The 14765-nt window shown below is 51.1% G+C and carries 13 protein-coding genes; 8 read left to right on the plus strand and 5 right to left on the minus strand.

Annotated features, from left to right (window positions below; all coding sequences use genetic code 11):
* The first annotated feature begins 3 nt into the window (after positions 1-3).
* The 5 genes from ACYUJT_RS02060 to ACYUJT_RS02080 all read left to right on the plus strand — a co-directional run bounded on the left by ACYUJT_RS02060 (position 4) and on the right by ACYUJT_RS02080 (position 3763).
* On the plus strand, positions 4-891 hold the full coding sequence (locus ACYUJT_RS02060; protein ID WP_460318461.1) for a hypothetical protein: 888 nt from the start codon (positions 4-6) through the stop codon (positions 889-891).
* A 159-nt stretch (positions 892-1050) separates the two neighbouring features.
* The gene (gene serC, locus ACYUJT_RS02065) at positions 1051-2139 is read left to right on the plus strand and encodes a 3-phosphoserine/phosphohydroxythreonine transaminase (protein WP_460318463.1); all 1089 of its coding nucleotides are present in this window, start codon (positions 1051-1053) and stop codon (positions 2137-2139) included.
* 197 nt (positions 2140-2336) lie between these two features.
* Entirely contained in the window at positions 2337-2801 is a 465-nt protein-coding gene (trmL, locus tag ACYUJT_RS02070; protein ID WP_460318464.1) for a tRNA (uridine(34)/cytosine(34)/5-carboxymethylaminomethyluridine(34)-2'-O)-methyltransferase TrmL, read from the plus strand.
* A 38-nt stretch (positions 2802-2839) separates the two neighbouring features.
* Complete coding sequence (locus ACYUJT_RS02075) at positions 2840-3436, plus strand: maltose acetyltransferase domain-containing protein (RefSeq protein ID WP_460318466.1); 597 nt, start codon at positions 2840-2842, stop codon at positions 3434-3436.
* An 81-nt stretch (positions 3437-3517) separates the two neighbouring features.
* Positions 3518-3763 (plus strand): AbrB/MazE/SpoVT family DNA-binding domain-containing protein, encoded by a 246-nt coding sequence (locus ACYUJT_RS02080; RefSeq protein WP_460318467.1) that lies wholly within the window; start codon positions 3518-3520, stop codon positions 3761-3763.
* A gap of 314 nt (positions 3764-4077) precedes the next feature.
* On the opposite strand, the gene ACYUJT_RS02085 is transcribed toward ACYUJT_RS02080, so the two are convergent.
* Complete coding sequence (locus ACYUJT_RS02085) at positions 4078-5148, minus strand: phosphodiester glycosidase family protein (RefSeq protein ID WP_460319731.1); 1071 nt, start codon at positions 5146-5148, stop codon at positions 4078-4080.
* Positions 5145-5534: a hypothetical protein gene (locus ACYUJT_RS02090; protein ID WP_460318469.1), complete on the minus strand. Its 390-nt coding sequence runs from the start codon at positions 5532-5534 to the stop codon at positions 5145-5147. Before ACYUJT_RS02090 ends, ACYUJT_RS02085 begins: the two co-directional genes overlap by 4 nt.
* A 175-nt stretch (positions 5535-5709) precedes the next feature.
* Here ACYUJT_RS02090 and ACYUJT_RS02095 point away from each other — a divergent pair, with 175 nt between their 5' ends.
* A complete protein-coding gene (locus tag ACYUJT_RS02095) occupies positions 5710-7011 on the plus strand; it encodes an aminotransferase class I/II-fold pyridoxal phosphate-dependent enzyme (RefSeq protein WP_460318470.1) in 1302 nt (433 codons plus the stop codon).
* 648 nt (positions 7012-7659) lie between these two features.
* On the opposite strand, the gene ACYUJT_RS02100 is transcribed toward ACYUJT_RS02095, so the two are convergent.
* Entirely contained in the window at positions 7660-8418 is a 759-nt protein-coding gene (locus tag ACYUJT_RS02100) for a DUF2161 domain-containing phosphodiesterase (RefSeq protein ID WP_460318471.1), read from the minus strand.
* Positions 8419-8800: 382 nt separating this feature from the next.
* Between ACYUJT_RS02100 and ACYUJT_RS02105 the strand changes: the two genes are divergently transcribed.
* Positions 8801-10696: a PrkA family serine protein kinase gene (locus ACYUJT_RS02105; protein ID WP_460318472.1), complete on the plus strand. Its 1896-nt coding sequence runs from the start codon at positions 8801-8803 to the stop codon at positions 10694-10696.
* Positions 10697-10929: 233 nt separating this feature from the next.
* Positions 10930-11937 carry a protoglobin domain-containing protein gene (locus tag ACYUJT_RS02110; protein WP_460318474.1) on the plus strand — a complete coding sequence of 336 codons (1008 nt, stop codon included), beginning with the start codon at positions 10930-10932 and terminating at the stop codon, positions 11935-11937.
* Positions 11938-12007: 70 nt separating this feature from the next.
* Here the strand turns inward: ACYUJT_RS02110 and ACYUJT_RS02115 are convergent, their stop codons facing one another.
* Positions 12008-13438, minus strand: a complete 1431-nt coding sequence (locus ACYUJT_RS02115; protein ID WP_460318475.1) for a SpoVR family protein — start codon at positions 13436-13438, stop codon at positions 12008-12010.
* Complete coding sequence (yhbH, locus tag ACYUJT_RS02120) at positions 13435-14598, minus strand: sporulation protein YhbH (protein ID WP_460318476.1); 1164 nt, start codon at positions 14596-14598, stop codon at positions 13435-13437. Before yhbH ends, ACYUJT_RS02115 begins: the two co-directional genes overlap by 4 nt.
* Between the last annotated feature and the right edge of the window lie 167 nt (positions 14599-14765).

Raw genomic sequence — 14765 nt, forward strand, 5'->3', positions numbered from 1 at the left:
AGTATGGGATTTCAACTAAGCAATGAGCATTTAATCGTAGACATAGCGGCTATAGGTGATTATAAGGGTACGCGCTTTGACTGGAGCGGCTTCATTACGGGCATCACTCTGAGGGAAGGGAATCATACCTTTTGCGTACCAGAGAGCCTTCAGAGCGGTGAGGGAACGGGCGGATCTGGACTGTGCAACGAGTTTTCATTAAAGGAAGCCATCGGTTATGAGGATACGCCGGTTGGGGGACAGTTTCCAAAGCTCGGCGTAGGTTTACTTACACGGACAGATGCTGCGTCTTATCAATTTTATCGGAATTACCCGCATCAGCCCTATCGGATCGAAGCAGAAATGAAGAGCCCGCAGAACATCGTATTTACGGTTCATCCCGAAAATTGCAGCGGATACGCTGCGCGGCTTGAAAAATCCATTTCCATTGAGCGGAACCGGCTGCTGATCGAATATCAATTAAGTAATATGGGCACGCGCGAAATCCGCACGGAGGAATACAACCATAATTTCTTGGGCATTGACGGGCAGCCGATCGGGCCTGATTACAAATTGCAATTCCCCTTTGCGATTGAAGCATGGAGTGACGAGCCTGGAACGATGGATGGGTTAAGGATTGATGGAGGAGCAGTCACCTGGGAGGGCGAGCCAGACAAGCCTTTTTATTTTCATGTAAATGGGTTTCAAGACTGTTCGTCTTCATGGCTGTGGGAATTAAAGCATCTTCCTAGCGGGGTAGGAGTTCGGGAAATCAGCTCTTTCCGAGTCTCTTCCGCAGCGGTATGGGGCATGGGACATGTCGTATCCCCGGAAATGTTCATCAATATCGAGCTTGCCCCCGGAGAGAGTAAGAATTGGTCAAGGGTATATGAATTTTACCGTGAGCCGTGATAAAATCTTTGCTAGGATAAAGCGTTAATATGTCAATTCTGCAAACTATCAAAATCCAATGAAATATCAGCTTGCTGGAAAAAAGAATAGTTGCTATGATAAACCTTATCAAAACTTTCGAAAGCCTATAAACAAGTGTTAAGAGAGGACGGGGGAGAAATGAGTAAGAGAGCTTATAATTTTAACGCGGGACCTGCAGCGCTTCCGTTGGAAGTACTGGAACGGGCTCAAGCGGAATTTGTCGATTATCGCGGCACGGGCATGTCGATCATGGAAATGTCGCACCGCGGAGCGGTTTATGAGGAAACTCACAACGAAGCGGCAAGCCGCCTCTTGAAGCTGCTCGGAAATCCAGAGGGGTACAAGGTGCTGTTCCTGCAAGGTGGAGCTTCGACGCAGTTCTCGATGATTCCGATGAACTTCCTTACGGAGGGCAAGACGGCCGGCTACGTCATGACGGGAAGCTGGGCGAGCAAGGCGATTAAAGAAGCGAAACTGACTGGTGAAGTGTTCGAGGCTGCTTCTTCCAAAGAGAGCAAGTTCATGAGCCTGCCGGATTTGAGCAATCTGAATTTGCCGGACAATGCCGCCTATCTGCATGTTACTTCTAATGAGACGATTGAAGGAACCCAGTTCAAGAGCTTCCCAGATACAGGCAGCATTCCGCTGATCGCAGATATGTCCAGTGACATTCTGTCCCGTCCATTCGATCTTACGCAATTCGGCATGGTATATGCTGGTGCGCAGAAGAATTTGGGGCCGTCCGGCGTAACCGTAGTCATCGCCCGCGAGGAGCTGCTTCAAGATTCACCTAAGCACCTGCCGACGATGCTGCGCTACGACACGCATGCAGGCAACAACTCCCTATATAACACACCGCCTTCTTTCTCGATCTACATGGTAAACCAGGTGTTGAAATGGATTGAAGAGCAAGGCTCGCTTGAAGGCATCGAGAAGAAGAATCAAGAGAAAGCGGCGCTTCTGTACAACGCGATCGACAACAGCGGCGGATTCTACCGCGGATGTGCCGACACTGCCAGCCGCTCGCTGATGAACGTCACCTTCCGTCTGGCTTCGGAGGAGCTGGAGAAGCAATTCGCGAAGGAATCCGAGAAGGAAGGCTTCATCGGCTTGAAGGGACACCGCAGCGTAGGCGGGCTGCGCGCCTCGATCTACAATGCCGTGCCTTATGACAACATCAAGGCGTTGGTTGAGTTTATGGCAGAGTTCCAGAAGTCGAACGGATAAGCAGCCGAAAGGCATTTAGATGCGTTTTACGTAAAGGGGCCCGGGAGGATCGGCATAACGGGCTTCCCAGCTGGACATAGAGGAAGCCTTTCGCCATGCTCATGGCGGGAGGCTTTTTGTTTTGGAAAACCGAATTCATTGTTATAATAGATAAGTGAAAGAAATTCAAAACTGGAACTAGTGAGGAATCTGAAGTCATGACTTTGCATATTGTACTTGTTGAACCGGAAATACCAGCGAATACGGGAAATATTGCGCGAACCTGCGCGGCAACGGGCATTCATTTGCATCTGGTCCGCCCGCTCGGTTTCCGCACGGACGATGCCACATTAAAGCGTGCCGGGCTTGATTACTGGTATGCAGTGCATATCGAATACCACGATTCTTTTCAGGAGGTCGAAGAGAAATACAGCGGCAGCCGTTTCTTCTTCGCAACGACCAAGGCGGAGAAGCGATATACTGATTTCGAATACCAGGACGGCGATTTCTTCGTATTCGGCAAAGAAACCAAGGGCCTTTCGGACGAAATTTTGCAGGCCCACCCCGATGAGCTGATCCGGATGCCGATGACCGATAAGGTGCGTTCCTTGAATTTATCTAATTCTGCGGCCATCATTGTGTTTGAAGCTCTACGGCAGTTGGATTTTCCGGGAATGCAATAAGACAAATTCGACATCAAGAATGAAGAGGGGAATGGACTATGCCAAGAACAGAGCGAGAGAAGATGGTAGCCGGGGAATTGTATGATGCCTCGAACCCGCAGCTGGTAGCAGACAGACTGCGGGCCAGAAAATTAACCCGTTTATTTAATGAGACGCATGAGGACGAGCTGTCCCGCAGAGCAGAATTGCTTGGAGAGCTGCTCGGATCGGCTGAGGAAAACGCTTATATCGAGCCGACCTTTCGCTGCGATTACGGCTACAATATCCATGTGGGCCGCCAATTTTATGCAAATTTCGATTGCGTCATTCTAGATATATGCGAAGTGAGAATCGGAGATTACTGCTTTATGGCTCCCGGCGTTCATATTTACACAGCTACCCATCCGCTTGATCCTCAGGAGCGAAATTCCGGGTTGGAATATGGCAAACCGGTAACCATCGGCAACAATGTATGGATCGGAGGCCGGGCGGTCATCGTCCCGGGAGTGACGATCGGGGACAATGTAGTCATAGCAGCAGGGGCCGTTGTTACTAAAGACGTTCCTCCTGGTGCTGTTGTAGGAGGAAATCCTGCAAAAATATTAAAATATGTCGAATTAAAGCAGGAATCCGGGGGAAAAGAGCGAAATACTTAGAGAGGGAAGTAGTATTTCAGAGGGAAGTAGTATTTTCGTTCAACAATGTACATACCATTTTTAGGAGAGGTGTAAGTAAATATGAAACCTGCTGGTGTGGTCCGTAAAGTGGATCAGTTGGGAAGAATCGTCTTGCCAAAATCGCTGCGTAAGAGGTATCAAATGAATGAGGGGGATCCTGTCGAAATTTTAGTGCAGGGCGACCATATTATTTTGGAGCGTTATCGCCCGAAATGCGTGTTCTGCGGCTCTATGGAGAGCGTCAGCGACTTTAAGGAACGCTGCATTTGCAATCAATGTCTTACTGAGATGAACCGCCTCACATAAGCCACATAAGCTAAGGAATATAGGCGTCTGCTTGTGCAGATGTCTATTTCTTGTTCTTTCATTTAAATAAGCTTCCCTTGCGGGAAGCTTATTTAAAGTCTTGCTTATAAACCTTTTGTTTTATCGTTATTATACGACGAGGTCAAAATACCGCAAAGATACAGAGCAAACACCAAAGTCACGATCCAAAATGTCAGCGAAAATGAAAACAAAGGTGACACCTCCACATTTAACTGCCTTTTATTATACCCGCCTCTGCCCAAAAAATAAATGCCTATGTGATATATTTCATAGATCATGGCTTAAATGGCCCTTTATTTAAAGAACAGGAAATGGGTAGGCACGGGACGAAGCTGGCCGTCGGAAGGATTATTGATCACTTTGCCATTCCATACGAGCGAAGAGGATCCCCCGCCGTCCAGATTATATGCGTTTATAACCCCCATGTTATAAAGCTTGTCCTGCAATTCCTTCAGCGTTGCCCCGGAGTTGCCGTTCTCGTTGTAACCGTCGATCACTAGAATAATCAACTGGTCGTCCTTATAGTTTCCTATAACGGTTCGCGGTGCCCGCAACGGTGTGGTTTGCCATTTCAAAGGTATTGTCGTTTTTTGTCCGTCTTTCAGCAGAATTGGCACAAAAGATGCTCCAAAGGAGGGTTCAAGCTTGTCCAATTGCGCCTTGTCCTGGAACTTGCCGCCAATCAGCTTGCCGTTCTTATCCATTCCCACGAAGAACAAATCCTTATAGGAGGGCTCGAACCCGGTCAAATATTTCCCGTTAAGCATGGTCGTGCTTAGAGGGTAGCGTTTGCCCTTGGAATCAGCGAAGCCGCCGGCATTGATTCCTGCAGCGGCCCCGTATCGCGAAACGGCTTGCTTTGTCGTTTCCGAGCCGCCAAGCTTGTCACCGCCAAGCGTCATTTTCATGGCTTCCGGGGACTTCAGCTTCACCTTCATCGCAAATCCTTTATAGCTGCCGGGGTTCACTTTGTAGAGCTCAAGGATGATCCGGTCGCTCTTGATGGTCCCCTTCGGGCTGCCGAGCTTCGCGGTAATTCGCTTGTTATATATGATCTCCGGTTTTGCTGCTGTATTTTGGGCCGTTTGCACGATCGTTGTCAGAGTATTTGTCGTTTTGTGATAGAGTTCAGCCGTCTCGCGAATGGAAGAGATGGTAAATTTGGCCGTCTCCTCGGCTTCCTGGAGACCAGACGAAATGGAATCAAAAGTCCGATCCAATTGCTGGGGATCGGTGGTAACCAATTCCGGCTCGGTCGTCCAGGTGATCTTGGGCCCGCTCAAGAGCAGCGCGATAAGCAGACCGAACAGGGGGGCAGTCGCAAGCAGAAAGAACCGATTTATTCCTTTGATATCGGCCATTATTTCAACAATTCCATCTGTTTCTGCAGCTTGGCCAGCTGGTTCTTCACATCATTCAGCTGAGAATACAATTTATTGCTGTTATCGGTCTTATCGCTTGCGTTGTCCTTGGTGAACGTTAGTAGTTCATTGAATGTTTCCACTTTGCTGTTCAACTGTTCTACTTGCTCAGATAAATCCGCCAGTTGGGTCGTATAATCGGCTTTTATAATCTCCGTCTGGGCCTGTATGCGGGCATCGAGCTGTTCTAGCATCGATTGCTTCAAATGATTGCTGTACATATAAGCGGTGGCGACACCCGCGCCAATGAGCAAAATCCAAATAAGCAGTACGATTTTTACGGAAGGCCTTCGCGTTCTCCTGCTGCGGAGTGGTTCGGAAGTGGTCATAGGCTCCGTAGAATAAGACAAATTCATCACCTCAACTTATTAGTTCAAGATTACATTCTATCACGAGCACTTTTTAATGGCAAAAAACGATAGATTGCTGTATTTGCTTCCTGTTGAATGGAAAATTTGTCCTCCTGTACAATAACTGAAACGACAATTCATGGAGGCGGATACATTGGAACGCTGGTTGGATTTGGGGCAAAGAAAGCAGCTATTGCCTTATGGACAGCAATTCGGCAGATGGAGCGACGGGGCGGAGATGATATCCCTCGCGCTTTGCGGAGGCGACGGAGGGGAAGGCGTAGTGGAGCTGGATGCGGTGTTGCGAAGGGCAAGGATGAAGCAGGAGCTTCCCGGTACTGAAAATGGAGGCGACCCCCAAGGCTGCCAACTGCTGCGGGAATGGCTGTCGGCCGCCTATGCGGAAGAAGAGGGCTGCCGGACTGATCCAGGGCAGCTGTTGCTAGCTGGCGGCAGCGCCGAAGCGATGGACATCATTCTGCGCTGGCGCCTGAACATAGGCGGCACGGTGCTGCTGGAGACGCCGGCGTCTCCGGAGATGCTGGAAGCGATCCGCCAGCAGGGTGGTCAGGCGATTCTCGTGCCGTGCGATAAGGAAGGGATGATCATAGAAGCACTGGAGCGCGAAATTGGGAAAGAGCGGCCGTCGCTTATTTATGCCGCGCCCCGGTACTCCAATCCTTCGGGCCGGGTATGGAGCGTGCAAAGGCAGAGGGAACTGTTGCGTTTGACAGCTCGGCATTCTTTACTGGTGGTCGAAGATGATTGTGCGGGAGCAATTCCGTTTGTCAGCAAGGCGGTGACAGATGGAGGGAGAGGGAAGCAAGCAGTGTGTGTTGCTGAGCCGCATACGCTGTATCGGCTTTGGCAGGAGGAGTCTTCGCTTTACTCCAGCGCTGAGGTGGTGGGCATCGGCTCTTTCCAGGCTACGGCGTTTCCGTCTTTGCCTGTTGCCTGGATCCGGGGCAGTGAGCGCTCGACCCAAGCATTGACCCATGTCCGTTCCGCGATGCGGAGAGGCTTGAAGTCTCCCGCTCTGGAGAAAGCGGCTTATGAGCAGCGTCTCTATGCGCTGCTCAGCGCTCCGGCCTTCTCTTGGCCGGAGCATGCCGCGCGGCTGGCGGCGGAGTATGCCGCCCGCCGTGCGGCCATGCTGGAGCAGCTTCGGGAGCAGCCCGCGTGGCATGGCGCCAGCTTTGAAGAGCCGCAGGGCGGGCTCTTCCTCTGGCTGCGCCTGCCGCCGGGCCTATGCTCCGAAGCGCTGCTCCGCGCGGCGCTGCCGAAGGGCGCCGCGTTCATGCCCGGCGCGCGCTGTTACGCCGCCGGGGCAGAGGCGATGCCGGATGGGGATGCCATCCGGCTCACGTACGCGGCGCACAGCGCAGCGCGGCTGCGCCGGGGCATGACGCGGATCGCGGAGGCGATCGCGGAGTTCACGGCGCGCGGACTGGGCTGAGCGCAGGCGAAGCTTCGGGGCGCTTAGGGATTAGTTCCGGGGATTCCTGCAAATCTGCAGTATTTTATCTTGCCATTGGCGTACCTGTCCTAAAATGATGCAATTGTACAGCATTATTCTAAAAACACCTAATAAAAAGGTTCGAATACCGGAAAATCATGCACTTTTGCAGCAATTAGCTTGATTTTCAGCTTTCAGCAGGAATTTTCCTGCAGTTTTGTATCATTCGCCTTTAAGCCTCTTATTTTCTTCAACTCTAAAATATAGGGCCATAAGCCATAATACCTAACCCTTCGTCACTGTCATGTGACGCCGACCGCCGCTAGCCATGTTGGGCTGCAGCACATGCAAGGCTCTGACCCGCAAGCGCATAGGCATGGGCATGAACACGAACATGAGCATTAGCATTAGCATTAGCATTAGCATGAGCATGAGCATGAGCATTAGCATTAGCACGGGTAGGAGTAAACACACGGGGTAAATGCCGTTAAGTCAGGCAAACGGGCAGCTAAAGCAGCTTAAAGTCCATACAACGCTCAGTCGAGCACAAGCCATGCTCACGCCAAGCCGATGCGCGGCTCATGTCGAGCCCATGCGACGCTGATGCCAAGCCCATGCCTGGCTGCACCTGACACGCTGCGGCACCGCTTAATCGTCTGCCGGCTCCAAGGCCTCGGCCGTCGCTACCACCGCGGCAGGCATGCCCTCGATGACAGCGGCGTACTCCTGCAGCGCCTTTACGCCCGCTGGCGTCAAAGCGTAGCGCCCCCGTGCTACCCGGTCAAACCATCCGTAGTAGTTGTGCTGCAAAATATGCGCTGCCTTGACGACGCCGCTGCTATCGCGAACTTCGCGTGGGGCCATGATACCGCCGGCTTGCAACGTACTTGCAACCCGCAGGGCCCGTTCACGGTAAGCTGTAACCAGCTTCGTCCCATGGCTGCCGCCGACATTATAGTCCCCGCTTCGTTCATGGAACTCGTGCAGCAGGCGTGCTGCACGTGTCTTGACGACTTTTGGGGCGGGGACAATTACTTTATCTCCAGGCGAACATAACACCTCGATAAATGGACTTTTTGTCTTATAGCGAGTCACTGTGATCAGGCCGAGCCCAAGCTTGCGGCACAGGAGGGTGATCTCATTCCATCTCTGATTATGCGCTCCCTTTTTAGGGCGATTGCGCTCTACCGCCAGATACACCTCGCTGCTAAGCTTTTGCCTCTCCAGACCTTGAAGCAGCAGCGAAAGATTGAACGTCTTTTTCAATTCCACGATTAGCGGCTCTTCCTGGTCCGGATGGATGCCGACGAGGTCGCAGTGGCGAACCTCGCTGCGAATAACGTAACCCCGCGCCTCAAAAAAGGCCTTAAGCGGAGCGTACAATTCGGTCTCATGCTGAACGGCCATGATCCGATCTTCCTTTCTGTAGATGGTGCTGGGTGCTAGGATTAAATTATATCATAACCCAGCATTTACTATGGAAGGAAGCCCGGCGCGTACTTCAACAATTCCTATTTTTCCGATAAGAATATTTTTTAGCGCTGAAAATGGTCAACTTCTTCCTTCGAGCCGCATAGGTATGTAATACGCTTTTTCTAAAAAATAGATGGATACATCTCCAGTCTGATCTGCTACATTACGCAAGCAAAAGCAGTTGAACGCGGTCTGTCCACGGAGTAAACGCGTCGAGATAGACATTTGAATTAACATGGAGGCTCCAGTCAGTTCAGCAAGGATCACCGACCGGGGATGCGCTTTGCCCCAAGCGGAAGTACAGGAGGTACCGAACATGGATATTTTCAAACGTATTGCAGCTTACCGTGCGGAAAGCGATTCACTGGCATGGAGCGGCACTTTTAAGGATTATATCGAGCTGTTAGCCAATGATCCAGCGCCTGCGATGACCGCTCATGCCCGGGTATATGAAATGATTGAATCATACGGGATTGAGGAAGTGAACGGGCGAAAGCGGTATAAATTTTTTGAGCAGGAGATCTTTGGTTTGGATCAAGCGATCGAAAAGCTGGTGGAGGAGTATTTTCATTCGGCGGCTCGGCGTCTTGACGTCCGCAAGCGGATTTTGCTGCTGATGGGACCGGTAAGCGGGGGGAAATCCACGCTGGTGACCCTGTTAAAAAGAGGGCTGGAGAAATTCTCCCGAACGGACAATGGCGCAGTATACGCTATATCGGGCTGCCCCATGCATGAGGATCCGCTGCATCTTGTTCCGCATGAGCTGCGTCCCGAGGTGGAGCAGGCGTTGAACGTCCGGATCGAAGGCAATTTATGCCCTGTCTGCCAGATGAAGCTGAAGACGGAGTATGGGGGAGATATCGAGCGGGTCGCCGTAGAGAGGGTACTGCTTACGGAAGATGGGCGGATCGGTATCGGCACCTTCAGCCCCTCTGATCCGAAATCGCAGGACATCGCTGACCTGACGGGAAGCATTGATTTTTCCACTATTACGGAATACGGCTCCGAATCCGATCCGCGCGCCTATCGCTTCGACGGAGAGCTGAACAAAGCCAATCGCGGCATCATGGAGTTTCAGGAGATGCTGAAGTGCGACGAGAAGTTTCTCTGGAATTTGTTGTCCCTCACGCAGGAAGGGAACTTCAAGGCTGGACGGTTTGCGTTAATTAGCGCCGACGAAATGATCATTGCCCACACTAACGAATCAGAATACAAGTCGTTTATCGCCAACAAGAAAAATGAAGCGCTGCAGTCGAGGATGATCGTCATGCCGATCCCTTACAATCTAAAAGTGTCGCAGGAGGAGAAGATTTACGCGAAGCTCATCGGCCAGAGCGATATGAGACATGTGCATATTGCTCCCCATGCGCTGCGCTCGGCAGCCATATTCTCGGTATTGACCCGGCTTAAGGAAACGAAGAAGCAGGGTGTTGATCTTGTGAAGAAGATGCGCTTGTACGATGGGGAAGAAGTCGAAGGCTATAAAGATGCTGATCTGAAGGAGCTGCAGAACGAATATTTGGAGGAGGGCATGTCCGGCGTCGATCCGCGGTACGTTATCAATCGCATTTCCAGCGCGCTAATTAAGCAGGACTTACACTGCATGGGGGCACTTGATATTCTTCGTGCGATTAAGGACGGACTCGATCAGCATGCCTCGATTACGAAGGAAGAGCGCGAGCGTTACCTAAATTTCATCAGTATCGCCCGCAGGGAATTTGACGAGCTGGCCAAGAAGGAAGTGCAAAAAGCATTCGTATACTCGTTTGAGGAGTCGGCAAAAACACTGTTCGAAAACTATCTCGACAACATTGAGGCATTCTGCAACTGGAGCAAAATCCGCGACCCGCTGACTGATGAGGAGCTAGATCCCGACGAGCGGCTGATGCGTTCCATCGAGGAGCAGATCGGCGTCTCTGAGAATGCAAAAAAAGCGTTTCGCGAGGAAATTCTGATCCGGATTTCAGCCTATTCGCGAAAAGGGCGCAAATTCCAATACAATCACCACGACCGGCTGCGGGAAGCGATTGAGAAAAAGCTTTTCGTTGACCTGAAGGATATCGTTAAAATTACGACGTCCACGAAAACTCCAGACGAAAACCAGCTCAAGCGCATCAACGAAGTCAGCAAACGGCTGATCGACGAGCACGGCTATTGCCCGGTTTGCGCGAATGAACTGCTGCGGTACGTGGGCAGCCTGCTGAATCGCTAAATCAGATATTAGCTTGTATATGAATTTAACTACCGTAACTCGTCTCAGGGCGGGTTGCGGTTTTTTCATTGGAGGCTCAATTCTAGCAGAGTTTTTTTGTGCTGGGAATTTAATTGTTAAATTATTTAATATTGATCTTTCATTATCAGGGAGTAGAGGGGTATACTAGTAAAAAAGTCGCTGTTAGAAATGTCACAAATAAAAAACATTTACTAGAAGGAGTATATTTTAACATGATTGATCTTTCTCCAGCAAGAGCTAAACAGGTTGCATTCATCGGCATAACCGAAAGTGATCTCGGTTTATTGAAAGACTACAGGCCTATCTTTGAAAAGGTAGTCGATGAGATCGTGAATCGCTTCTACGAGCATTTGCAGCGGGATCCGGGATTGCTAGACCTGATTAATCGCCACAGCACGATTGAGCGGTTAAAGCAAACGCAGCGTCAATATTGGCTGTCCCTTGCTGAAGGAATATTGACGGAGCCATTTATTGAGCAGCGCATCCGCATCGGGCAGATCCATTCCCACATTGGCCTGTCTACCGAGTATTATTTGGGAAGCTATATGGTTTATCTCGATTTGGCCATTGAAATGTTGAAGCCGCTTGCAGGAGAGCGCTGGACAGCCGTGACGCACGCTTTGTCCAAAATGTTCAATCTGGATTCCCAGCTCGTGCTGGAAGCATATGAGAAGCAAGAGAAGAACAAGCTGGAAGTGGTCGCAGCCGAGAAAGACAACTTGCTTAAGGCGGTAACGGAGGTTACGCAGGAGCTTACGGGAATGATCGCTGAGCTTAGCGAAAACTCGCGAATCATCGCATCGGCAGCTGAGGCTACGGCAGCTTCGCAAGAGACGGCGCATGGGTTGGTTGAGCAGCTTCATCAAGAAATCGGACAAATCGATGAAATGAGCTCCTCAATCCGCGAAATATCGGACCGTACCCATCTGCTGGGGCTTAATGCTGCGATCGAAGCTGCGCATGCCGGGGAGAACGGCCGGGGATTCGAAGTCGTGGCCGGGGAGGTCCGCAAACTGGCTCAAAGCTCAAAGCAGACGCTGCTGCACATTCAAAGCCTGGTGGAAGGCATTAAGAGCAAGCTTGATCACATCCAGCAGGAATCAGAGGGGATGGCGGTCAGCGCCAAACAGCAGGCGATGAACTCCGGAGAGCTCTCCATGTTCGTGCAAATGATCGAGAAGGTGGCTGATGATTTAACCCAGCTTCAGAAGAGGGAATAGGCTTAGGTTTAAATTCCCAGTCTTGGAAGCATGAAACGACCCGTCCCTTGTAAGGGACGGGTCATTTGCATTATATCAGCTTGCGGTAGTGCTTCTCGCCATCGTAGCTGAATATCGCCTTCTTATCTTCGACGACAGTCTCTAGATGCACCGTACGCCCCCATAGCCGCTGGACGTACGGCAGCGTCCGTTCCAGGTATTTCAGGTCCAGTTCGATGCCCTCATATTGATGCTTGAGCACGAGTTCTCCGGCCCGGTTGAAGTTGCCGTCCTGTACGACGATGTAGGGCGCTCCCCCGTTGATTCTGGATTCCACCAGCTGGTCCCGGACGTTCTCCCAGGACTTGTCGGTAATTTTCCATTCCGGTCCCTGCTTCTCAAAAATGTACAGGTCGAGGTCATGCACGAGCTGTTTGGTCAGATAGCTGCGAAGGAATGAAGTATCGGAATCCAGCTCACGGACCTCGAAAATTTTCTCGCGGCCTTTGCCGGTCTCGCGGCCGAAGCGCCGCCGATCCTCTTCAGTCGGATGGTCCCAGCGCCGTTCGATGTCTTCGAATATTTTCAGGCCCAAATAATAGGGGTTCAAACTGTGCCTCGACGGCTGCACGACCGAGGCGTTAAGCTTGGCGTATTCCACCGTCTCCTCGCTCGTCAGGTTCAGCTCGCGCAAAATACGTTGATGCCAGTAGGAGGCCCAGCCTTCGTTCATGATTTTCGTCTCCATTTGCGGCCAGAAGTACAGCATTTCTTCCCTGAGCATGCTCAAGATGTCCCGCTGCCAGTCCTCCAGCGATTCGGAGTATTCCTGAATGAACCACATGACGTCCTTCTCTGGCTCCGGCGGAAAGTTGCCCTGGTTGCCCTCGGCATCCCCTTTGCCGCCTTCCCCAATGCCCCAGAGATCGTCATAGGGGCCTTGAGGCTCTGGATGATGACTAGTCTTCTTAGCCCTTCGGATTTTCTCCTCCGTCTGCTGCCGTTTATCGTAGCGGAAAGGGCGAATAAGCTGCGGGTCGACATGCTCCTGAATGGCGAGCACGGCGTCAATGAACGATTCCACCGTCTCGGCGCCATGTATGAGCTCGTACTTGCTGATCCGCTCGGCGGTCGCCGACATGCTCTCGACCATATCCCGATTCGTCGCCGAGAAACGCATATTGTTCTTGAAGAAATCGCAGTGAGCCAGCACGTGAGCGACGATCAGCTTGTTCTGGATCAGGGAATTGCCCTCTAGCAGGAAGGCATAGCAAGGGTTGGAGTTGATGACCAGCTCGTAGATTTTGCTTAGGCCGAAGTCGTATTGCATTTTCATCTTGTTGAAGATCTTGCCGAAGCTCCAGTGGCTGAACCGCGTCGGCATGCCGTAAGCGCCGAAGGTGTAAATAATGTCCGCCGGGCAGATTTCGTAGCGCATCGGATAGTAGTCGAGGCCGAATCCGTCCGCGATCTCCATGATTTCGGCTATGGCATGCTCCAACTGCTTCATATCTTCGCTCAACTGGCTTCGCCTCCTTCCCGGCGATGGAAAAACCGCTTCAACGCGCTGTAAACCTCGCCCTTATCTTTGATCACGTAATACATGAACTTTTCCTGCTTAATGTTGCGGTAGGCGGACATCAAGGTACTTCCACGGTTATATTGATTGACCTCCCCGTAACCAAACATATTGCAGCGCTTCAGCAATTCGCCAATGAGTTTGAGGCAGCGGTCATTGTCCGAGGTAAGGTTGTCGCCATCGGAGAAATGAAAGGGGTAAATGTTGTAGCTTGAAGTAGGATAACGGGAGTCGATAATATCCAGCGCTTTCTGGTATACGGATGAGCAAATGGTCCCCCCGCTTTCGCCGCGGGTGAAAAATTCTTCTTCGGTAACTTCCTTTGCTTCGGTATGATGGGCTAGAAAAATGATTTCGACCTTCTCATACTGCCGTCTGAGAAAACGGGTCATCCAGAAGAAAAAGCTGCGGGCGCAGTACTTCTCAAACGTCCCCATCGATCCCGAGGTATCCATCATCGCAATGATAACGGCACTTGATCTGGGTACAACAACGTCCTCCCAGGTCTTGTAGCGCAGATCGTCCGGAGAAATGCCGTGAATTCCAGGCGAGCCTGATGTGGCGTTGCGTTTAAGGTTTTCGAGAATGGTGCGCTTTTTATCGATATTGGACATGAGCCCTTTTTTACGGATATCGTTGAAGCGGACGGCGACACTTTCCAGCTCCTCCTTGTCCTTCACCTCCATGAATGGCAGCTCAAGTTCGTCGAACAGCAGCTCCTCCAAATCCTCGATACTAATTTCAGCCTCAATGACGTCTTGCCCGGCTTTATCGCCTGCTTTGCCTCCTTTGCCGCCGTCCTTCGGATTGTCTTCGGCGAGTATGTCTCCTACTTCGCTGTCACCGTTACCCTGTCCAACGTGCTTATGTTTCTGATAGTTATGGATAAACCGGTATTCCTCCAAGTTGCGGAGAGGGATTTTGACGATCCCTTTACCGTCGGACATGATTATGCTCTCCTCGGTAACTAGATCGGGGAGATTTTGTCTGATGACTTCCCGCACTTTATCCTGATGGCGCTGCTGATCCTGGTAGCCTTTGCGGTGAAGCGACCAGTCTTCCTTGGAAACGATGAATGAATGCGGTCCCGGTGCATGTGACATGATGGACACCTCCCAAAAAAATGGTTGGAAACAGTGAGAGTGGATGTAACTAAAGTATATTCAGGAGGTGGAACGATATGTGAGGGAGAAAGCTTAGTTTGCATAAACCGGCAGCTCGATTATGCTTGTAAGCGGGATAGGTTCTGGGTCCCTAGTCATCCTCTAGG

Source organism: Paenibacillus sp. YSY-4.3, assembly GCF_054767475.1.